The sequence below is a fragment of the Streptomyces sp. NPDC052721 genome (assembly GCF_040678315.1).
Classification (GTDB): domain Bacteria; phylum Actinomycetota; class Actinomycetes; order Streptomycetales; family Streptomycetaceae; genus Streptomyces.
In genome coordinates this window covers 67,883-88,184 of the sequence record NZ_JBFATL010000020.1, presented here as the reverse complement: position 1 = coordinate 88,184, position 20,302 = coordinate 67,883, and the positions used below count along the sequence as shown (strand labels likewise).

Below are 20,302 nucleotides of genomic sequence, written 5' to 3'. Positions count from 1 at the left end.
TCATGCCGCGTGTCTGCGGCCCCGCCACAGGATCACCCCGGCCACCAGCAGGACCCCGCCCGCACCGCCCGCGAGCGGGGCCGCCCAGTCGGAGGGGCCGCTCGTGGCCCTGGAGGTGTCCGGGCCGGCCCCGAAGTACTTCTCGCCGTACGACGCGGCCTTCAGGCCCCGGGGTTCGACGCGGGCGGCAGCCCTCAGGGCCGCCGCCGGGTCGATCATGCCGAAGCCCCGGGAGTCGTCCCGGCCGCCGGCCGGGGCGTCCCGGGCGGTGTCCTCCAGGAGCTTCTTGATCTGGGCCGGGGAAAGGCCGGGGTGGGCGGCCTTGATCAGGGCCGCCGCGCCGGAGGCGAACGCCGAGGCCGCGCTGGTGCCCCAGCCCGCGTAGTACTTGTGGTCGGGGTCGGCGATGACGACGTCGACGCCGGGCGCGCTGACGGCCGCGTACCAGCGGCGGGTGGAGAAGGCGGCGCGGGTGCCGTACTTGTCCACGGCGGTGGCGGCGATGACGCCCGGGTAGGCGGCCGGGTAGGAGACGTGGTCGCCCTTGTCGCCGCCGTTGCCCGCGGAGGCGACGACGACCACGCCCTTCTTCAGGGCGTACTGCACCGCCTCGTCCTCGCCGGGTTCGGGATGGGCCGAGTTCGAGTCGTCGCCGAGGGAGAGGTTGATGACGTCGGCGCCGTGGTCGGCGGCCCAGCGGATGCCGTCGGCGAGGGCGTTGCCGCGGGTGGTGCGGGCCTTGGCGCGGGCGGGGTCGCCGTCCTCCAGGATCACCCGGACGGGCAGGATCTTCGCCTCGGGGGCGACGCCCATGACGCCGTCGGTGTCGCCGGGTCCGTGGCCGTGCCCGGCGATGATGCCGGCCATGGCGGTGCCGTGCCGGGCCCAGGTGCGGTCGCCCGGTCCGGCGCCGAAGCCGATCATGTCCTTGCCGGGCAGGACGTTGCCGGCGAGGTCCGGGTGGCCGGCCTCGACGCCGGTGTCCAGGACGGCGACGGTGACGCCCCGGCCCTTGGTGGTCCGCCAGGCCTCGTCCAGGTGGAGGGCGGTGAGGCCCCACTGCTGGGCTCGGATGCCGTCGGCGTGGGCGGCGGCGGACGGCAGCAGGGCGAGGGGGACGGCGAGCAGCAGGCTCACCGCCGCCTTGGCGGCGTGCTTCATGAAGGCTTCTCCGTGGCCGTGCCGACGGTCTTGCGCAGGCGCCGTTCGATGCGGTCGGCCAGGCCCTGGGCCTCGTTGCCGAGGCCGGCCTGGGCCGGTGCCGTGGTGGCGCCGGAGCGGACGGCGTCCGCGGCGGGCTGGGGCGTGTCGACGGTACGGCCGTCGGCCCAGCCGGAGACGGCGTAGGCGACGACGGGGGCGTCGGTGAGGACGGAGACGGTCCACGAGGCCCGCTGCCGGTCGCCGAATCCGGCGGCGGCCGTGCCGGCGGCGGCGTACGGCCGGGGCATCAGGTCGGCGCGGCTGTCCAGGTGCTCGTCGCGGAAGCGGGCGGCGAGCGCGGACATCGCGGCGGGGTCGGCCTTGGTGAAGAGCAGGCCCACGGTGGTGACGTAGGTCTGGGTGGCGTCGGTGTAGGTGGCGCGCAGCAGCCGCCGGCAGCCGGCCGGGGCGAGGGCCTTGTGCAGCAGCGGGTCGAAGGCGTGGGCGCAGCCGCTGTCCCGCGCCACGGCGATCCGGGTCCAGGTGCGGTCGGCGCCGCCGGGGCCGGCGCCGGTGCCCTGGACGGTGCGCGGGAACAGTTCGTCCACCGGCACGCTGTGCCAGAGGGTCCGGGCGGTGCCGAACGCGCTCCCGGCACTGTCCGCCGCGCCGTCCCCGGTGAGCCAACTCCCGGTCGCGGCACCGCCGATGAGTCCGAGGCCGAGCACGAGACAGGCAGCGGCGGCGACGGTGCGCGCCCCGACTCGGGGACGCGTCCGCCCCCCGAACCCCTCGGGTTCCCCGAACGACACGAGCGGCAGCCCGCCGGTTCCGGCCCCCCACGAGTGGGCGGGGTCGGGCGCGGGACGCACGGGCTGAGCGGGAGCCATGGGACGCCAGGCCCCGGCCATGGCCCGGTCGTTCGTCTGCCCGGGCGGGGGGACGACACCAGAGCGGGGGTCCGTCGCCGCCCCGGGCCCCCCATCCGCACGGGAGTTCCCCGCCTGCCCGGGCACCGGCACGCCACCCGTACGGGAATCCCCCGCCTGCCCAGGCGCGGACACCCCACCGACACGGGGATCGCCCGCCTGGCCGGACGCGGACACGCCCCCCGCACGGGAAGCCTCCGCCCGCCCTCCCACCGGGCCGCCACCCGTACGGGAATCCCCCGCCTGCCCAGGCGCGGACACCCCACCAACACGGGGATCGCCCACCTGGCCGGACGCGGACACGCCCCCCGCACGGGAAGCCTCCGCCCGCCCTGGCACCGGCACGCCGCCCGTACGGGGAGGCGCCGCCTGTCCGGGCGCGGGCTCGCCACTGGTACGGCGGTTCCCCGGCGCCCCCACAGGACCAGCCGGAACGGAGCCGGGGTGCCGGGGGCCGGGGGCCGAAGAGCGCGGGGAATCCGGCGTGCGGGAGGAGACCGGCGGAGTCGGGGACGCCGGCAGGGGCGAGGTCTCCGGGCGGATCGGGCGTAGCCGTGTCGTCGTCTCCGACGGGGTTTCGGCCGGGGCGCCCTGCCCCCCGGGCTCCCTGCCCCGGCGAAGCCGGGCCGTGCTCGTCTCCGCCGCGGTTGCCGAAGCCGTCGGGGCCGGTGCGCCGGCGGACCCCGTACTCGGCGGTGCGTCGGGGAACCGGGCCGAGGCGGGTGGCGGGGGCGGGCTCACGGGGGCGGGGGCTTCGGGTACGGCAGACGGGCGCGGGCGGTGGGCGCGCGGTACCGGGTCGGGTGTGGGCCGGGCACCACGCGGGGTGAAGACCGACGGCTCCTCGTCGGGGTCGTCGTCGGGGCGTGGCGGCGTCGAGGGCGTCGGCGGGCGCTGGGCCGGGGGCCCCGGGGGAGTCGACGGGCGACGCGGGATCGGGGCGTGGCGGGCTTCCGTGCTCATGCACCCCCCGTTTCCTCGTGCCCGGGCCGTCTCCTCGTACGCGGGCCGGTCTGCTGCTCGGCCGCGCCCGGTGTGGAAGCTCCTTCCGGGCACGCATACCCGTACGGCCGGACCGGCATCCCGGTTCACGTGCTGGCCGGGCGCGTTCCGCCGTACGTGCGCGTCACTCTACGGGTTGTCCGGGAGAGAAGGAGAACCGGTCCACGAGCCAGAGGCATCTGCCCGGAACGTCCCCCTACCCTGCGGTAATCCTGTCTGGCAGGCTTCCGTCATGACTGCGCGCGCCGCCGACCGGGCCCGTTACGACCGGGCCACCGCCCATCTCGACGCCCCTCTCGCGATCGTGGACCTGGACGCCTTCGACGCCAACGCGGACGACCTGGTCCGCCGGGCCGGAGGGAAGCCCGTGCGGGTCGCCAGCAAGTCGGTCCGCTGCCGGGCCCTGCTGGAACGCGTCCTGGCCAGGGACGGCTTCCGGGGGATCATGTCGTTCACCCTGGACGAGTCGCTGTGGCTCGCGCGTTCGGGGTTCGAGGACATCCTGCTGGCCTATCCGTCGGCGGACCGGGCGGGCTTCGCGGAGCTGGCCGCCGATCCGAAGCTGGCCGGTGCCGTCACCGTGATGATCGACGATCCGGCGCACCTCGATCTCATCGACGCCGCCCGGAACGGCGGGCGTGAAGTGGTCCGGGTCTGCCTGGAGTTGGACACCTCGCTGAAGCTGCTCGGCGGCCGGGTCCGGGTCGGGGCCCGGCGTTCGCCGCTGCACTCCCCCGCCCAACTCGCCGAGCTGGCGCGGTCCGTGGCCCGGCGGCCGGGTTTCCGGCTGGTGGGGATCATGGCGTACGAGGGGCACGTCGCCGGGGTCGGGGACGCGGTCGCCGGCCGGCCCCTGCGCTCGCGGGCGATCCGGCTGATGCAGGCCGCCGCCCGGCGGGAGCTGGCCGAGCGGCGGGCGGCGGTCGTCCGGGCGGTCCGGGCGGTCGCCCCGGACCTGGAGTTCGTCAACGGCGGCGGCACCGGCAGTGTGCAGCACACCGCCGCCGAGGACGCGGTGACCGAGATCGCGGCCGGCTCGGGGCTGTACCTGCCGCGCCTGTTCGACAACTACACGTCCTTCACCGGCCGTCCGGCCGCCCTCTTCGCCCAGCCGGTGGTCCGGCGGCCCGGCGTGGGCGTCGTCACCGTGCTCGGCGGCGGCTACCCGGCCTCCGGTGCCGCCGGCCCCGACCGGCTGCCGGTGCCGTATCTGCCGGAGGGGTTGAGGTACGACCCGCAGGAGGGCCCCGGCGAGGTGCAGACCCCGCTGCTCGGCTCGCCCGCCGACGATCTGCTCATCGGCGACAAGGTGTGGTTCCGGCACGCCAAGGCGGGCGAGCTGTGCGAGCGGTTCGACACGCTGCACCTGATCGAGTCGGACACGGTGACGGCCACCGTGCCCACCTACCGGGGTGAGGGGCGTACGTTCCTCTGAGGCTCTGAGCCGCCCTACAGAGGCGTGACGTAGGCGCCGGCGATCCCGCCGTCCACCAGGAAGTCGGTGGCGTTGACGAAGGAGGAGTCGTCGCTGGCCAGGAAGGCGACGGCGGCGGCGATCTCCTCGGCCTCGGCGAACCGGCCGACCGGGATGTGGACCAGGCGGCGCGCGGCCCGCTCCGGGTCCTTGGCGAACAGCTCCTGCAGCAGCGGGGTGTTGACCGGGCCGGGGCACAGCGCGTTGACCCGGATGCCCTCCCTGGCGAACTGCACGCCCAGTTCGCGGGACATGGCGAGGACGCCGCCCTTGGAGGCCGTGTAGGAGATCTGGGACGTGGCCGCGCCCATCCGCGCCACGAACGACGCGGTGTTGATGATGGAGCCCTTGCCCTGGCGGCGCATGTAGGGGAGGGCGGCCTTGCAGCACAGGTAGACGGAGGTGAGGTTGACCTCCTGGACCCGCTTCCAGGCCTCCAGGCCGGTCTCCAGGATGGAGTCGTCGTCGGGCGGGGAGATGCCGGCGTTGTTGAAGGCGATGTCGACGCTGCCGTAGGTGTCGTACGCGGCCTTGAACAGCGCCTCGACCTGCTCGGGGTCGGTGACGTCGGTCTTCACGAAGAGCCCGCCGACCTCGTCGGCGGCGGCCTTGCCGCGCGCCTCGTCGACGTCCGCGCAGACGACGTGGGCGCCCTCGGAGGCGAGCCGGCGGGCACTGGCGAGGCCGATGCCGCTGCCGGCTCCGGTCACGACGGCGGTACGGCCCACCAGGCGGCGGCAGACAGTTGTGTCGGTCACGCTGTTGTCGGTCACGGTGCGGGGACCTCCGTGCTGAGGAAGACGTTCTTGGTCTCGGTGAAGCCGGTCAGGGCGTCGGGGCCGAGTTCCCGGCCGAGGCCGGACTGCTGGTAGCCGCCGAACGGGGTCCAGTAGCGGACGCTGGAGTGGGAGTTGACGGACAGGTTGCCCGCGCGGACGGCCTGCGACACGCGCAGGGCGCGGCCGACGTCCCGGGTCCAGATGGAGCCGGAGAGGCCGTAGGGGGTGTCGTTGGCGAGGCGGATCGCGTCCTGCTCGTCGGTGAAGGGCAGCAGGACGGCGACCGGGCCGAAGATCTCCTCGCGGGCCGCCGGGCTGTCGTGCCGCTCGCCGGTGAGCACGGTCGGCGGGAACCAGAAGCCGGGGCCGTCGGGGGCGTTGCCGCGCAGGGCCGGGGCGTCGTCGGGGACGTAGGAGCGTACGCGCTCCAGCTGCCGGTGGGAGATGAGCGGGCCCATCTGGGTCTTGTCGTCGGCCGGGTCGCCCACGACGACGGCGGCCAGCGCGTCGGCGAGCAAGGCGCGGGCCTCGTCCAGCACCGCCTCCTGGACCAGGACGCGGGTGCGGGCGCAGCAGTCCTGGCCGGAGTTGTCCAGGAAGGAGAAGGGGTCGAGGGCGGCCCGCAGGTCGGCGTCGGCGAAGACGACGTTGGGGCTCTTGCCGCCGAGTTCGAGGGTGACCGGTTTGACCAGGCGGGCACAGCGCTCCATGACCTCGCGGCCGGTGCGGGTGGAGCCGGTGAACACGATCTTGGCGACGTCCGGGTGGTCGACCAGCGCGCGTCCGGCGGTGTCGCCGTAGCCGGGCAGCACCTGGAAGAGGTGCTCGGGCAGACCCGCCTCCAGGGCCAGTCCGGCGAGGCGGAGCGCGGTGAGCGGGGTGGTCTCGGCGGGCTTGAGGAGGACCGCGTTCCCGGCCGCGAGCGCCGGGAAGGAGCCCCAGGCGGCGATGGGCATGGGGAAGTTCCAGGGGGCGATGACGCCGATGACGCCGAGCGGTTCCTGGAAGGTGACGTCCCAGCCGCCGGGGACCGGGATCTGCTTGCCGAGGAGGCGCTCGGCGCCGCCGGCCGCGTAGAGGAGCAGGTCGCGGGCGTTTCCGGCCTCCCAGCGGGCGTTGCCGATCGTGTGGCCGGCCTCGCGGACCTCCAGCTGGGCGAGTTCCTCGGTGTGGGCGTCGACCACGTCGGCGAAGCGGCGCAGCAGCCGGGCCCGGTCGGCGGGGGCGAGGGCGGCCCACCGGGGCTGGGCGCGGGCGGCGCGTTCGACGGCGGCGTCGACGTCCCCGGCGGTGGCGGCGGGGACGGTGGCGACGACCTCTTCGGTGGCGGGGTTGAGGACGGTCAGCTCGTTCGGGTCGGGCACGTGGTGACCTTTCACAGGCGTTCGAAGGAGCGGCGCAGCTCCCAGTCGGTGACCGCGGCGTCGAAGGCCTCCAGCTCGACGCGCGCCATGTTGCGGTAGTGGGCGACGACCTCGTCGCCGAACGCCGCCTGGGCGATCGGGCTGTTCTCCCACAGCTCGGCGGCCTCGCGCAGGGTGGTCGGCACCTGCGCGTGGTCGGCGCTGTAGGCGTTGCCGGGGCAGGGCTCGGGCAGCTCCAGCTTGTGCTCGATGCCGTACAGACCGGCCGCGACGAGCCCCGCGACGGCGAGGTGGGGGTTCACGTCGCCGCCGGGGAGGCGGTTCTCGAAGCGCAGGGAGCGGCCGTGGCCGACGACGCGCAGGGCGCAGGTGCGGTTGTCGTGGCCCCAGGCGACGGCGGTGGGGGCGAAGGAGCCCGGCTGGAACCGCTTGTAGGAGTTGATGTTGGGGGCGTACAGCAGGGAGAAGTCGCGCAGTGCGGCGAGCTGTCCGGCGAGGAAGTGCCGCATCACCTCGGACATGCCGTCGGGTCCGGCCATGGCGTTGGTGCCGTCGGCGTCGGCGAGCGAGAGGTGGATGTGGCAGGAGTTGCCCTCGCGCTCGTTGTACTTGGCCATGAAGGTGATCGAGACGCCTTCCTGGGCGGCGATCTCCTTGGCGCCGGTCTTGTAGAGGGCGTGCTGGTCGCAGGTGCGCAGGGCCTCGTCGTAGCGGAAGGCGATCTCGTGCTGGCCGGGGTTGCACTCGCCCTTGGCGGACTCGACGGTGAGGCCGGCGCCGGCCATGTCGTTGCGCAGGCGGCGCAGCAGGGGCTCGATGCGGCCGGTGCCGAGGATGGAGTAGTCGATGTTGTACTGGTTGGCCGGGGTCAGGCCCCGGTAGCCCGCGTCCCAGGCCTGCTCGTAGCTGTCCTTGAAGACGATGAACTCCAGCTCGGTGCCGACCTGGGCGGTGTAGCCGTGCTCGGCGAGCCGCTCCAGCTGGTGGCGCAGGATCTGGCGGGGGGCGGCGACGACCGGGGAGCCGTCGTTCCAGGCGAGGTCGGCGATGAGGAGCGCGGTGCCGGGGTGCCAGGGGACGCGGCGCAGGGTGGACAGGTCCGGGTGCATGGCGAAGTCGCCGTAGCCGCGTTCCCAGGAGGACATCGCGTAGCCGTCGACGGTGTTCATCTCGGTGTCGACGGCGAGCAGGTAGTTGCAGCCCTCGGTGCCGTGGTGCAGGACCTCGTCGAGGAAGAAGCGGGCGGCGAACCGCTTGCCCTGGAGGCGTCCTTGCATGTCGGGGAAGGCCAGGACGACAGTGTCGATCTCACCGCTCGCGACGAGGGCGTGCAGTTCCTCGACGCTGAGCGGGGGTGTGCGGTCTGCCACGGGGGAGCCTCCTTCGGCGCCATCGCGCTTTTTTCGGCCGGGCCGGGAGCCATAAGGTATTGCCGCGAACCATTGCTTGGGAAGGGGGTGCGGCCGGATGTCGCAGCAGGCGGACGCACGGACGGTGGGCGACCGGCTCGCGCCGGTGCTGCGGCCGGTGCGGGCGGGCAACGGCTTCGAGGAGGCGCTGGAGCAGGTCCTTCAGGTCGTACGGCTCGGTCTGGTGCCGGCCGGCGAGCGGCTGCCGGCCGAGCGGGAGCTGGCGGAGCGGCTCGGGATCAGCCGGGTGACGCTGCGTGAGGTGCTGAAGGTGCTCCAGGACCAGGGCCTGGTGGAGGCGCGGCGCGGGCGGTACGGCGGAACGTTTGTGCTGCCGCGGCCGGACGCGGGCGGCGAGGACGAGCTGCGGCGCCGGATCGCCGAGGTCGACATCGAGGACGTGCTGCGCTTCCGCGAGGTGCTGGAGGTGGGCGCGGCCGGGCTGTGCGCGGCGCACGGGCTGACAGAGGAGCGGGCCGAGCGGCTGCGGGAGGCGCTGGACCGCACCCACGAGGCCCCGCTGACGGAGTACCGGCGGGCGGACACACTGCTGCACCTGACACTGGCCGAGCTGTGCGGTTCGCCGTCGCTGACCGCGCAGTACGCGGCGGTCCGGGCCACCGTGAACGACCTGCTGGACTGTATCCCGCTGCTGGTCCGCAACCTGGAGCACTCCCAGCGCCAGCACACCGCGCTGGTGGAGGCGGTGCTGGACGGGGACGCGGACGGGGCGCGGGAGATGACGCGCGAGCACTGCGCGGGTACGGCGGCGCTGCTGCGTGGCTTTCTGGCGTGAGCCGCCCCGAAAAGGTAATCGGATGAACCTTTGATGTCGAGGAGGCAGCATGACCGTACGGCCGCTGATCGGTGTGAGCACGTATCTGGAGTCCGGCGTGCGCTGGGGGGTGTGGGAGCTGGACGCCGTGCTGCTGGCGGCCGGCTATCCACGGCTGGTCCAGCGGGCCGGCGGGCTGGCCGCGCTGCTGCCGCCGGACGCCCCGGAGCACGCCGGGGCGGCGGTGGCCCGGCTCGACGGGCTGGTCATCGCGGGCGGCCCGGACGTCGACCCGGCCCGCTACGGCGCCGAGCGCTCGCCGCGCACGGGGCCGCCCGCGCCGGAGCGGGACGCCTGGGAGCTGGCGCTGATCGACGCGGCGCTGGCGGCCGGCGTGCCGCTGCTCGGGGTGTGCCGGGGCATGCAGTTGCTGAACGTGGCCCGCGGCGGCACGCTCGTCCAGCACCTGGACGGGCACGCGGAGGTGGTCGGCGTGTTCGGCGAGCACCCGGTGAAGCCGGTGCCGGGGACGCTGTACGCCGAGATCGTGCCGGAGGAGCTGACGGTGCCGACGTATCACCATCAGGCGGTGGAACGGCTCGGCGAGGGGCTCGTCCCGTCGGCCTACGCGGCGGACGGCACGGTGGAGGCCGTCGAACTGCCGGCGGACCGGGGGTGGGCGCTGGGGGTGCAGTGGCATCCGGAGATGGGCGAGGACCTGCGGGTGATGGCGGCGCTGGTCGCTGCCGCGGGCTGAGCGCCGGTGCGTGTGCGGCCGTCTCTTCGGTGCGGATGCGTCATGGCTGGTCGCCCGGTTCCCCGCGCCCCTTTTCAGCCTCGTGTCAGGGACAGGAGTTCCCGGGCCGGTCCCGTGGGGCGGTGGCCCGTCGGCCAGACCGCTCTCAGGTCCCGGCGCAGAAAGACGCCCTCGACCGGAATGCTGACCAGGCGCCGCATCGCCAGCTCCTCCCCCACCGCGAGTTCGCTGAGGACGGAGGGGCCCGCGCCGCTGACGGCGGAGGCCTTCACCGCCGTCGTGGAGGACAGCTCGATCAGCGGGCGGGCGAGGCCGCCGAGGGCCGCGTCCAGGACCTGACGGGTGCCGGAGCCCCGCTCGCGGAGGATCAGCGGGGTCGCGGCCAGCTCCGCCGCCGTCAGGGGCCGTCGGCGGCGGGCCCACGGGTGGGCGGGCGCGGTGACGACGATCAGCCGGTCGCGGGCGATGACCGTGGAGTCCAGGCCCGTGGGCACGGTCAGACCCTCCACGAAGCCCAGGTCCGCCTCGCCGGCCAGCAGGAGTTCCGCGACCTTCGCCGAGTTCCCGGCGAGCAGCGAGACCGCCGTGTCGGGCCGCTCGGCGTGCAGCGCGAGCAGCCAGCCGGGCAGCAGGTACTCGGCGATGGTCATGCTCGCCGCGACCCGCAGCCGTGAGTCCCGCCGGTCCCGCAGCGCCCGCGCGCCCGCGTCGAAGGCAGCCGCCGCCTCCACCACCCGCCGGGCCCAGTCCGTGACCAGGGCACCGGCGTCGGTGAGCCGGGAGCCGCGCGGCGAGCGGTCGACCAGGGCCACGCCCAGCTGCCGTTCCATGGAGCGGATCCGGCTGCTGGCGGCCGGCTGGGTGATGCCGACCTCGCGCGCCGCCGCGCCGAGACTGCCCAGCCGCGCCACCGCGAGCAGCAGCTCCAGCGCGGCGAGGTCCGGCACCCGGTGCGCCAGCGATTGCGTGTGTCGCCCCTCCGCCTCACTCATAAGACCAGCTTATGCCTCGTAGACCCATGCTCCCCCGGCCCGCCTCCCGCGCACCCCGCCGGCCCACTGGCCGGAATCGCGCGGGCGGGAAGCGATGCCCTCCCCCGGGGTCTGCGGTGCTGTCTATGATCGGCGCCACAGCACGCACGGCGCGGTGACAGGGGGCTGGGAGGCCGGTGCAGCAGGTGGTGACGGATCCGCGCGGGAGCGGGGGCGGCGTCTGTGCCGGTGCCGGTGTCGTGCCGGCCCCCGCGCTCCGGGGACGGCGTCCGTGACCGCGGGCGTGTCCGCTCTGTACGGCGCCGTCGTCCGGGTCCGCCGCCCGGACGGCTCGATCGTCGGCGGTGGGTTCCTGGTCGCCCCCGGGCTGGTGTCCACCTGCGCTCACGTGGTGGCGCAGGCGCTGGGAACGGACGCCCGGTCGGCCGATCCGCCACAGGGCCGGGTAGGACTCGACTTCCCCCTCCTGGGCTCGGCCGGTCCCGACGCGCCCGCGGGAGTCAGCCGGGGCACCGTGTCCGCCCGTGTGGTGGGCTGGCGGCCGCTACGGGCCGACGACACGGGGGACCTGGCCCTGTTACGGCTGGACGAACCACCGCCGGCGGCCACGGTGCCATGGATGGTGGAGGCGAACGAGCTGTGGGACCACGCGGTGCGGGTGCTCGGCTTTCCGCCGGGCAGCGACCACGGTGTGTGGGTCGCCGGCCGTCTGCGCGCCCTGCAGGGTGCGGGCTGGATACAGATGCAGAGCGAGGCGGGGCCCGCCATCGAGGGCGGGTTCAGCGGATGTCCGGTGTGGGACACCGGCCTCGCCGGAGTCGTGGGCATGGCGGTGGCGGCGGGTACCGGCAGCGGCCGGAACACCGCGTATCTCCTGCCCTCCTCCGTCATTCTGCGGACATGGCCGGAACTGGCCGAGCGCGTTCTGCCGTCGTCGCCCTACCGGGGCCTCAGCTCGTTCACCGAGCAGGACGAGCAGGTGTTCTTCGGCCGGGACGAGGCCGCCGCCCGGCTGGAGACGCTCGTCGCCCGGCAGCCCGTCGTGGTCCTGGCGGGGCCTTCGGGCAGCGGGAAGTCCTCTCTGGTGCGGGCCGGACTGCTGCCGCGGCTGAACCGGGGGAACTGGGCAACGGCGGACTTCCGCCCGATCGCCGGGCTCAGCCCGGCGCAGACACTGGCGGGTGCGCTGGCACCGTTGCTGGAGGGCGAACTCGACGAGCGTGAGCTGACCGGGCGTCTGGCCTCGGCAGGACACGCCGAAGTCGCGGCCAGACTCCGCCGACGGTATCCGCGGGGCGTGCTGCTGTTCGCCGATCAGTTCGAGGAGATGGTCACCGCCGACCAGGAGGCGGCACGGGAGATCCTGGGCCTGCTGTGGGCGTTGACGCGCGAAACCTCGTCGCCCGTGCCCGTCCGGGGGCTGACGACGGTGCGTTCCGGGTCGCTGGATCGCATGCTGACCGAGCAGAATCAGGGCACGCTGGGCGAGGGCGTCATGCTGCTGGCCCCGATGGGGCGCGAGCAGCTGCGGTCGGCGATCACCGGGCCACTGGCCGTCACTCCGGGTGTCACGCTCGAACCCGGCCTCGTGGAACGGATCCTCGACGACGCCGGGGAAGGGCCTGGCCGGCTTCCCCTCGTGGAATTCACGCTGACCCGGCTGTGGGACCGCCACCACGGCGGGGTGCTCACGCACGAGGCGTACGACGGCTTCGGCGGTGTGCCGGGCTCCGTCGCGGACTACGCGGAGGAGGTGTACGACAGGCAACTGCGCCCCTCGGAGCGGGAGTCCGCCAGACGGCTGTTCGTCCAGCTCGCACGGCCCGAGGAGGACGGCGGGTTCACCCGGCGGGCCGTACGCGTCGACGACCTCGACGAGGACCAGCGACGCCTGGTGCCCCGGCTGGCCGACCGCAAACTGCTGGTGACGAGCCGGGCCGTGGACGGAGCGGAGATCGCCGACCTCGCGCACGACGCCCTCATCGGCAGCTGGGGACGGCTGCGGGACTGGCTCGCCGCGGACCGGGAGTTCCGGAGCTGGCAGGAGAGACTGCGCCGGAACCTGCGTCAGTGGGAGCGGATCGGCCGTCTCAACGGCGGCCTGCTGCAGGAGCCGATGCTGACGGAGGCACTGACATGGAGTGAGCGACGGCCACAGGACATCACCGCCGAAGAGCGGGCGTACATCGACGCCGGCCGGGCGCTGCGGAACCGTCGCGCGCGGCGCGGGCGCGTCGTGACCGGTGTGATAGCGGTCCTGGCCGTGCTCGCGGCGACCCTGGCCGGCGTGACATACGACCGGAACCAGACCGTCACCCGCCAGTTGCACGCCCAGGCCGCCGTGCTGCTCGGCCAGGACGCCCAGCGCCGGGCCGACAGCGCCCAGGGCACCGCGGCCCTGCTCGCCCTGTCCGCATGGCACACCGACAAGACCCAGCCGGAGGCATACGGAGCGCTCTTCAAGCTGTACACACGGCTCCGGAACACGGAGAGGGTCCGGGAACTCTCCATCGACCACGCGCTGTCGTTCACCGCAGCGCCCGACGGCAGCGCGGCCGTCGTCGTCGACCAGCGCGGGGTGGTCCACCGCCTGACCGGTCTGCTGGGGAAGGTCGAAGACCAGGTGTTCACGCGGACCCGGGCGCTCAACGAGCACACGCCCCTGGTGAAGATCAGCCCGGACGGCCGGCGGGTCGCCCTGCTGGACGAGCGCGAAGGCCTCACGGTGTGGAGCCCGGACCGTCCGGACAGCCCCGTCCGGCTGCCCGTCCCGGCGGGCTGGGACGCCGCACACACCGTGCGCGACCTCGCTTTCTCTCCCGACGGCTCCCGGCTGGTGGCTCTGTTCGCCGGCCCCCACGAGGGCAAGTCCGAGCGCGACCGGCTGGGCCTGTGGACCGCCGACGGCGGCAGGCCGGTCTCCCGGCGCACCCTGGGTCCCGGTTCCTTCTACCGGGTGGGGTTCGGCGCACGGCCCGACAGCGTTCTGCTGTACCACGAAGGGGACGACGGCGGTTACCTCCAGGTCGACCTGCGCACCGGCGGCGACGCCGGCTCCTTCCCCATCGAGTTCCCCGCTGATCTGGGGCTTGAGGGCCAGGTCGTGGTCGACTGCGCCCCCGGGGGACTGCGCATCCGGTCCACGCGCGACGGCGCCCCGCTGCACACGGTGGCGACCACCGACTGCGCCTCGCAGCTGCTCGACGGCACCCGCCGCTACGCCGTCGTGGAGCCCGGCCAAGCACTCGGCTCCTCGGACCTGACGACGATCAAGCTGGTCGACCTGCGGTCCGGTCTGGTGTCCTGGGCCACCGCCCCGGCCCACGAGGCCCTGGACGGGGCTGACTTCGCGGTGTGTCCACGCGGGGACGGCAGCCTGTCGGTCCTCGCCCTCAAGGGCGGGGAACTGCTGCGTTTCACCGCCCCCCGGCCGTCGCGGCTCGTCCGCCACCCCCTTCCGCACCAGGCATCGGAACTCCTTCTCAGCGATGACGGGCGCTTCCGCCTGCTGGCCGACGAAGAGAAGGGAACGGTGCGGCTCCTCGACACCTCCGACGGCGTGATATCCACACCCGCGGCCGGCGTGCAGCAGCGTCTCCTGACGGCTTGGACGGCAGGACAGACGGTCTTCACCTCCGACGGCCGCCACCTCGTCGCCGCCGACGGGGCCTCCATGACGGTCTACGCCACGCCCCGGCTGACACCGGAACGCACGATCACCCTGCCCTCGGCGCCGGGGGCGCACGGCAGCTTCCCCACAAGCCTGGCCGCCGCGGACGACGGCAGCGTGCTGGCGCTCCGTGCCGGAGCGCTGAGCCGCTGGAACCCGGCCACCGGACGCCCGTTCGGGTCCCCCCTGCCGTTGGTCCATGGCGCGGACCTCGCCTGGCTGGCGGCCCACGGCGCCCGCGTCCTGCCGCGTCCCCGGCATCCGGCGCAGGCGCTCGTGCGAGGGCGTGACGGTGTGACCCGCCTGTGGGACCTCGGCGCACGGCGCTCGCGCGGCGCCTTCCAGGCCGACCCGGACACCATCGGCGCCTGGCCGGGCCAGGCCTTCGACGCGACAGGCGACACCCTTGCCGTCATGAGCAACATGAAGGCCGAGCACGCGGCGACGATCGAGTTTCTCCGGCTGCCGGACTTCCACCTCCTGGCACCGCCGCTCCAGGCCGGTGACACCTACGGACTGGTCGGATTCGGCCCCGACGGGTACCTGATCTCCCAGGGCCCCGATCACCTGGGGGTCTGGCGCTGGAACACGCCCAAGGAGATCGCCGACCTCGCCGTTCCCGACTACCTGTGGTTCGTCCACGGCGCCACGGTGCGGGGCGTCACCGACACCGGGTCGGTCACGCTGCCTCTCGACCCCGACCGGTGGCGTGCCCGGCTGTGCCGCGCCGTGCACCGGCCGCTCACCGGGGCCGAACGCCGGCTGCTGCCGCACGGAACGGCCCCGGGCGAGCCCTGCGGAGACTGAACCGGCACCGTGCGCGGCCGGCTCAGCGGCGCGCTGCTCGCAGCGCCCCGGCGAGTACCCGTGGCGCTTCCGTCAGGGACGGCCCGTACCAGGTCAGGTGGCGTCCGCTGACCAGGGCGCAGGACAGCCCCGGGAACGCCTCCGGGCCGTCGTCGGCGGTGAAGCGGTACGGCTCGTCGGGCAGGACCACCACGTCCGGCGCCTGAGCGCGCAGCTCGTCCAGGGGGACGCGGGGATAGCGCTCGGGGTGCTGGGCGTACACGTGGTCCACGCCGAGGCGGGCGAGGACGTCACCCGCGAAGGTGTCCCGGCCGAGGACCATCCAGGGGCGCCGCCAGATCGGTACGACCGCCGTCCTGCGCTCCGCCGGCTCGGGCAGGGCCGTCCAGGCGTCCTCCGCCTCGGCCAGCCAGCCGGGCCGTCCCGGCGCGCCGCACGCGGTGAGCACCCGGTCCAGCTCACCGATGGCCTGCGGCACGCTCCGCACCTCGGTGACCAGGACGTCCAGTCCGGCCGCACGGAGGGCGTCGAGGTCGGGCGCGCGGTTCTCCTCCTCGTTGGCGATCACCAGGTCGGGAGCGAGCGCGATGATCCGCTCCACGTCCGGATTCTTCGTGCCGCCGATCCGGGTGACGTCCAGCTCCACCGGACGACTGCACCAGTCGGTGGCACCGACGAGGGCTCCGGGGAGCGTCCTCGCCACCGCCTCGGTCAGTGAGGGAACGAGGGAGACGACGCGCGCCCCGAAGGGGCGCGGGGAACTGCGCGACCAGCCACGACGGACCCGCGGACGCCGATGGTCCGGCACGATCCCGTTCGGTGAGCGCTCAGCGGGCCCGATCGTGGACCGCCTCGATGTGCTCCGCCACCGCCACCACGATCACCCTCGTGTCCGGCACCGTCGCCCGCCACCGGTGCCGTACCCCGCCCGTCAGGTACAGCGTGTCGCCGCGTCCGAGTCGGTACGCGCGCCCCTCGGCCTCGATCTCCACCGCCCCGTCGGCGACGTACATCAGCTCGTCGTTGCGGTGCTGGAACTCCCGGCCGGCGTCGTGGTCGCCGGTGAACTCGGAGGCGTGCAGCTGGTGATGGCCGCGCACCAGGGAGCGGGTCCGCGGGTCGAAGTCGCCCTCGGTGACGGCCTCGGCGCGGACGACGTCCACGCTGGCGGCCGGGTCGGCGGCGGCGAGCAGTTCGACGGCCGTGGTGCGCAGGGCGTCGGCCAGCTTCTCCAGGGAGGTGCGGCTGGGCCGGGCCCGGTCGTTCTCGACCTGGCTGAGGAAGGGCACCGAGAGGCCGCTGCGCTCGGCCACGACGGCGAGGGTCAGTTCCAGCGTACGACGGCGCCGCCGGACGGCCGCGCCCACCCGCACGGGCTGCTGCTCTTTGTGGTCGCCCATCGCTCCGGCTCCCTCCCTCGCTCGTCGTGCCGCTCTCCGGGTGCCCGCTCCGGGGCACTCCTCTTCCGATGACTTCTCTGCACCCTACGCATGTTCGGCAAACCGTTTCACGTGCCTGTCACATCCCTGACACTCCCGTGATCCCCGACCCTCACAGTTCGCGCCAGCGCTCGGGGGCCGGGGAGTGCCCTACGCCCCGGTCACCCTGGAGGATGAACATGCCGTCCAGCTGGGCCGGGTCCCGCGGCGCGGCCCATGGCTCCTCACACTGAGTGTTTGGCCGGAACCGTCCCGTAGGTCGGGGGCCGCGGGAGCGGGCGGAAGACCGCGAGGGGCGGGCGGCACCGGACGCGTGTCGGCGTCCGGCGGCGCCCGCCCCTCGGGAGGCGGTCCGGGCCGGTCAGGTCACCCGGCCGCCTGGCTCGTGGCGTCCTCCTTGGCGACCGGGGCCCACGTGTCGACGACGCCGGGGTGCTGCCGCAGCCAGGCGCGGACGGCGCCCTGCTCGTTGCCCTTGCCGGCCTTCTGGATGCGCGCCTCCAGGCCGGTCAGCTGCTCCTCGGTCATCGAGAAGTCCTTCAGCCACTGGCCGGCCTGCGGGTTGTCGGCGGCGAAGCCCTTGCGGGCGAGGGTGTGCACGCCGTCGCCCTTGCCCCCTCGTCCATCAGCAGCACGTCGGCGTCGGTGGCGACGGCGCGGGCGAGGCCGACGCGCTGCTGCATGCCGCCGGACAGCTCGTCGGGCCAGGAGGTCTCCCAGCCGGCCAGGCCGCACAGGGCGAGCGCCCCGTCGGCGCGGCGCTCGCGCTCGGCGCGGGGCACGCCCTGCACTTCCAGGCCGTAGGCGGCGTTGTCGCGGACGCTGCGGTGCGGGAACAGCGCGAAGTGCTGGAAGACCATGCTGATCTTCCTGGAGCGCAGTTCGCGCAGCGACCCGGCCGGTGAGCGCGGTCAGGTCCTGGCCGTCGAAGCGCACGGTGCCCGCGGTCGGCTCCAGCAGCCCGTTGAGCATGCGCAGCAGGGTGGACTTGCCGGAACCCGACAGCCCCATGACGGCGAAGATCTCGCCGGCCCCGACGCGGAACGAGGCGTCGATCACGGCCGCGGTCGTGCCGTCGGCGCGCAGTTCCGTCCGGTCGGCGCCCTCGCGCAGGCGTTCCACTGCTTCGCCGGGTCGTCTGCCGAACACCTTGTACAGGACGCAACGCGTTCCGGGAGCGGGGGCCGCTGTCGGTGCGGTGCGGCATGATGCGTGCGTGACCGGACGACTCATGCTTCTCGACACCGCCTCGCTGTACTTCCGCGCCTACTTCGGCGTCCCGGACTCCGTGAAGGCGCCGGACGGCACGCCCGTCAACGCGGTGCGCGGGCTGCTGGACTTCATCGACCGGCTGGTCAAGGACCACCGCCCGGAGCACCTGGTGGCCTGCATGGACGCCGACTGGCGCCCGCAGTGGCGGGTGGACCTCATCCCCACCTACAAGGCGCACCGGGTCGCCGAGGAGCACGAGGGCGCGCCGGACGAGGAGGAGGTGCCGGACACTCTCGCCCCGCAGGTGCCGGTGATCGAGGACGTGCTGGACGCGATCGGGATCGCCCGCGTCGGGGTCGCGGGGTACGAGGCGGACGATGTGATCGGCACGTTCACCGCGCGGGCAGGGGGCCCGGTGGACATCGTCACCGGCGACCGCGACCTGTACCAGCTCGTGGACGACGAGCGCGGGGTGCGGGTGCTGTATCCGGTGAAGGGCGTCGGCACGCTCCAGCTGACCGACGAGGCGGCGCTGCGCGAGAAGTATGGCGTCGACGGGCGCGGGTACGCGGATCTGGCGCTGCTGCGCGGCGATCCGAGCGACGGCCTGCCGGGCGTGGCCGGCATCGGCGAGAAGACGGCCGCGAAGCTGCTCGCCGAGTTCGGCGATCTGGCCGGGATCATGGCGGCGGTCGACGACCCGCGGGCGAAGCTCACGCCGTCGCAGCGCAAGCGGCTCACCGAGGCCCGGCCGTATCTCGCGGTCGCGCCGAAGGTGGTGCGGGTCGCCGACGACGTGCCCCTGCCGGACGTCGACACGGCCCTGCCGCACACCCCGCACGACCCGGCGGCACTGGACGGACTGGCGCGCAGGTGGGGCCTCGGCGGTTCCTTGCAGCGGCTGCTGACCACGCTCGCGGAGTGAGGCCGGCCCATATTCCGGCAAAGGGATCTCATCGAACGCTCGGGAAAGAGGTGTTGAACCGGAGCGAGGTGCTAACTTAGGTAACCCTAACCAATCCGCAGGAGGCCGTGATGGCAGAGCGTCCGGGACGAAAGCCGCGCAAGCCCCATACCGCCCAGGTGGTGCGCACCGAGCGGCTGACCCCGCACATGCAGCGCGTGGTGCTCGGCGGCGAGGGCCTGGCCGGATTCGCCGCGGACACCTGCACCGACCACTATGTGAAGCTGCTGTTCGGCGCCGCCGGTGTCACCTACCCGGAGCCCTTCGACCTGGAGCGGATCCGCGCCGAGTTCCCGCGCGAACAGTGGCCGGTGACCCGGACCTACACCGTGCGCGCCTGGGACCCCCGACAGCGCGAGCTGACCCTGGACTTCGTGATCCACGGCGACGAGGGCCTGGCCGGCCCCTGGGCCCTGCGCGCGCGACCCGGCGACACCGTGCGCTTCATGGGCCCCGGCGGCGCGTACGCGCCCGACCTCGATGCCGACTGGCACCTGCTCGCCGGGGACGAGAGCGCCCTGCCCGCCATCGCCCGCGCCCTGGAGACGCTGCCCGCCGGCGCCCGTGCGCACGCGTTCATCGAGGTCTCCGGCCCCGAGGAGGAGCAGAAGATCGACACCGAGGTGCCGGTCGTCTGGCTGCACCGCGGGGACCGGCCGGTCGGCGAGGCCCTGCTGGAGGCCGTGCGCGGGCTGGAGTTCCCGGAGGGCCGGCCGCACGCCTTCGTGCACGGCGAGGCGGGCTTCGTGAAGGAGCTGCGCCGGCTGCTGCGGGTCGAGCGCCAGATCCCGCGCGAGGACCTGTCGATCTCCGGTTACTGGCGGCTCGGCCACAACGAGGACGGCTGGCAGGCCTCCAAGCGGGAGTGGAACGCCCGGATCGAGGCGGAGCAGGAGGGCGGCACGGCGGCGGCTGCCTGAGCGACGCGGAGGCGGCGGCGACCGGGAAGGGCGCCGCCGCTTTCGCAGGCCCGGTTGTCCCCCCGTCCGTGTGATCAGTCGCCCCGTACGCGCGCGTGCAGATGCATGTCGTGCCAGCCGTCCTGGTGGAGGTAGGCACTGCGCTTGGTGCCCTCCAGGGCGAAACCGGCCTTGCCGGCGACCCGGCAGGAGGCGGGGTTGGCGATCGCGTGCATGAGTTCCAGGCGGTGGAAGCCGATCTCCTCGAAGGCCCAGTGGGTCAGGGCCGTCGCGGCGCCCCGGGCGACACCCCGGCCCCGCGCCCCCGCCACCGTCCAGTACGCGATCTCGGCGACGCCGTCGCCGAGCACCATCTGGCGCAGCGCGACCCGGCCCAGCAGCTCGTCCGTGTCCTCGTCCACGACGGCCCACTGCGCGTCGCGCTCGTCCGCCCACCCCCTCTGCCACTGCGCGATCCAGTCGGCGGCCTCTTCGGTGGAGTCGCAGGACCGGCCGTGCCACTGGCGCAGCGCCGGGTCCTTGAAGGCGGCGTGCACGGCGGGCGCGTCCTCGGCCCGCCACGGGCGCAGGAGCATGCCGTCGGCGGCGGGGAGGGTGGGCTGTGGGGCACGGGCGAGGGTGCCGGGGGTCAGGACGGGGCTGGTGAGAAACGGCATGGTCCGTATC

At 74.2% G+C, this 20,302-nt stretch carries 16 protein-coding genes and 1 pseudogene; 6 read left to right on the top strand and 11 right to left on the bottom strand.

The features are described 5' to 3' along the window. Together mycP and AB0L21_RS20450 are read right to left on the bottom strand one after the other, a co-directional pair. Positions 1–1,161, bottom strand: a complete 1,161-nt coding sequence (mycP, locus tag AB0L21_RS20455; RefSeq protein WP_365785481.1) for a type VII secretion-associated serine protease mycosin — start codon at positions 1,159–1,161, stop codon at positions 1–3. Further along, positions 1,158–2,054 carry a hypothetical protein gene (locus tag AB0L21_RS20450; protein WP_365785479.1) on the bottom strand — a complete coding sequence of 299 codons (897 nt, stop codon included), beginning with the start codon at positions 2,052–2,054 and terminating at the stop codon, positions 1,158–1,160. The genes mycP and AB0L21_RS20450 overlap by 4 nt, the downstream gene beginning before the upstream one ends. A 1,252-nt stretch (positions 2,055–3,306) precedes the next feature. Here AB0L21_RS20450 and AB0L21_RS20445 point away from each other — a divergent pair. Continuing rightward, on the top strand, positions 3,307–4,509 hold the full coding sequence (locus AB0L21_RS20445) for an amino acid deaminase/aldolase (RefSeq protein ID WP_365703936.1): 1,203 nt from the start codon (positions 3,307–3,309) through the stop codon (positions 4,507–4,509). Positions 4,510–4,523: 14 nt separating this feature from the next. Here the strand turns inward: AB0L21_RS20445 and AB0L21_RS20440 are convergent, their stop codons facing one another. The 3 genes from AB0L21_RS20440 to AB0L21_RS20430 are packed head-to-tail and all read right to left on the bottom strand — an operon-like array spanning position 4,524 to position 8,061. Beyond that, on the bottom strand, positions 4,524–5,306 hold the full coding sequence (locus tag AB0L21_RS20440) for a 3-oxoacyl-ACP reductase (protein ID WP_365704030.1): 783 nt from the start codon (positions 5,304–5,306) through the stop codon (positions 4,524–4,526). An 11-nt stretch (positions 5,307–5,317) separates the two neighbouring features. Next, positions 5,318–6,691, bottom strand: coding sequence for an aldehyde dehydrogenase family protein (locus AB0L21_RS20435; RefSeq protein ID WP_365785477.1), 1,374 nt, complete (start codon positions 6,689–6,691; stop codon positions 5,318–5,320). 11 nt (positions 6,692–6,702) lie between these two features. Next, positions 6,703–8,061 carry a glutamine synthetase family protein gene (locus tag AB0L21_RS20430; RefSeq protein WP_365703932.1) on the bottom strand — a complete coding sequence of 453 codons (1,359 nt, stop codon included), beginning with the start codon at positions 8,059–8,061 and terminating at the stop codon, positions 6,703–6,705. A 97-nt stretch (positions 8,062–8,158) separates the two neighbouring features. On the opposite strand from AB0L21_RS20430, the gene AB0L21_RS20425 reads away from it, so the two are divergent. Both AB0L21_RS20425 and AB0L21_RS20420 read left to right on the top strand, forming a co-directional pair. Next, the gene (locus AB0L21_RS20425) at positions 8,159–8,896 is read left to right on the top strand and encodes an FCD domain-containing protein (RefSeq protein WP_365785475.1); all 738 of its coding nucleotides are present in this window, start codon (positions 8,159–8,161) and stop codon (positions 8,894–8,896) included. A gap of 49 nt (positions 8,897–8,945) precedes the next feature. Further along, positions 8,946–9,632, top strand: a complete 687-nt coding sequence (locus tag AB0L21_RS20420; RefSeq protein ID WP_365703928.1) for a gamma-glutamyl-gamma-aminobutyrate hydrolase family protein — start codon at positions 8,946–8,948, stop codon at positions 9,630–9,632. Between the two features lie 74 nt (positions 9,633–9,706). Here AB0L21_RS20420 and AB0L21_RS20415 read toward each other — a convergent pair whose 3' ends face one another. After that, positions 9,707–10,624 carry a LysR family transcriptional regulator gene (locus AB0L21_RS20415; RefSeq protein WP_365703926.1) on the bottom strand — a complete coding sequence of 306 codons (918 nt, stop codon included), beginning with the start codon at positions 10,622–10,624 and terminating at the stop codon, positions 9,707–9,709. Positions 10,625–10,895: 271 nt separating this feature from the next. Here AB0L21_RS20415 and AB0L21_RS20410 point away from each other — a divergent pair, with 271 nt between their 5' ends. Then, positions 10,896–15,101, top strand: a complete 4,206-nt coding sequence (locus AB0L21_RS20410) for a trypsin-like peptidase domain-containing protein (protein ID WP_365785473.1) — start codon at positions 10,896–10,898, stop codon at positions 15,099–15,101. Positions 15,102–15,123: 22 nt separating this feature from the next. Here AB0L21_RS20410 and AB0L21_RS20405 read toward each other — a convergent pair whose 3' ends face one another. The 4 genes and pseudogenes from AB0L21_RS20405 to AB0L21_RS20390 all read right to left on the bottom strand — a co-directional run. Beyond that, on the bottom strand, positions 15,124–15,816 hold the full coding sequence (locus AB0L21_RS20405; RefSeq protein WP_365785530.1) for a helical backbone metal receptor: 693 nt from the start codon (positions 15,814–15,816) through the stop codon (positions 15,124–15,126). Between the two features lie 112 nt (positions 15,817–15,928). Next, the gene (locus tag AB0L21_RS20400; protein ID WP_365785471.1) at positions 15,929–16,501 is read right to left on the bottom strand and encodes a helix-turn-helix domain-containing protein; all 573 of its coding nucleotides are present in this window, start codon (positions 16,499–16,501) and stop codon (positions 15,929–15,931) included. Between the two features lie 405 nt (positions 16,502–16,906). Next, positions 16,907–17,140 (bottom strand): glycine betaine ABC transporter substrate-binding protein, encoded by a 234-nt coding sequence (locus tag AB0L21_RS20395; protein ID WP_365785469.1) that lies wholly within the window; start codon positions 17,138–17,140, stop codon positions 16,907–16,909. Positions 17,141–17,157: 17 nt separating this feature from the next. After that, positions 17,158–17,698, bottom strand: a pseudogene (locus AB0L21_RS20390) (ATP-binding cassette domain-containing protein); the annotation flags it as partial. 58 nt (positions 17,699–17,756) lie between these two features. Here AB0L21_RS20390 and AB0L21_RS20385 point away from each other — a divergent pair. Then, complete coding sequence (locus AB0L21_RS20385; RefSeq protein WP_365703918.1) at positions 17,757–18,677, top strand: 5'-3' exonuclease; 921 nt, start codon at positions 17,757–17,759, stop codon at positions 18,675–18,677. 110 nt (positions 18,678–18,787) lie between these two features. Beyond that, positions 18,788–19,636 carry a siderophore-interacting protein gene (locus AB0L21_RS20380; RefSeq protein WP_365785467.1) on the top strand — a complete coding sequence of 283 codons (849 nt, stop codon included), beginning with the start codon at positions 18,788–18,790 and terminating at the stop codon, positions 19,634–19,636. Between the two features lie 74 nt (positions 19,637–19,710). On the opposite strand, the gene AB0L21_RS20375 is transcribed toward AB0L21_RS20380, so the two are convergent. Further along, the gene (locus tag AB0L21_RS20375) at positions 19,711–20,292 is read right to left on the bottom strand and encodes a GNAT family N-acetyltransferase (RefSeq protein WP_365785465.1); all 582 of its coding nucleotides are present in this window, start codon (positions 20,290–20,292) and stop codon (positions 19,711–19,713) included. Positions 20,293–20,302 lie beyond the last annotated feature (10 nt).

Bases quoted from the DNA above. Each gene is read 5' to 3' on its own strand.
- AB0L21_RS20420 (WP_365703928.1), top strand. From the start codon at position 8,946: ATGACCGTACGGCCGCTGATCGGTGTGAGCACGTATCTGGAGTCCGGC.
- AB0L21_RS20415 (WP_365703926.1), bottom strand. From the start codon at position 10,624: ATGAGTGAGGCGGAGGGGCGACACACGCAATCGCTGGCGCACCGGGTG.
- AB0L21_RS20450 (WP_365785479.1), bottom strand. From the start codon at position 2,054: ATGGCCGGGGCCTGGCGTCCCATGGCTCCCGCTCAGCCCGTGCGTCCC.
- AB0L21_RS20425 (WP_365785475.1), top strand. From the start codon at position 8,159: ATGTCGCAGCAGGCGGACGCACGGACGGTGGGCGACCGGCTCGCGCCG.
- AB0L21_RS20400 (WP_365785471.1), bottom strand. From the start codon at position 16,501: ATGGGCGACCACAAAGAGCAGCAGCCCGTGCGGGTGGGCGCGGCCGTC.
- AB0L21_RS20380 (WP_365785467.1), top strand. From the start codon at position 18,788: ATGGCAGAGCGTCCGGGACGAAAGCCGCGCAAGCCCCATACCGCCCAG.
- AB0L21_RS20445 (WP_365703936.1), top strand. From the start codon at position 3,307: ATGACTGCGCGCGCCGCCGACCGGGCCCGTTACGACCGGGCCACCGCC.
- AB0L21_RS20375 (WP_365785465.1), bottom strand. From the start codon at position 20,292: ATGCCGTTTCTCACCAGCCCCGTCCTGACCCCCGGCACCCTCGCCCGT.
- mycP (WP_365785481.1), bottom strand. From the start codon at position 1,161: ATGAAGCACGCCGCCAAGGCGGCGGTGAGCCTGCTGCTCGCCGTCCCC.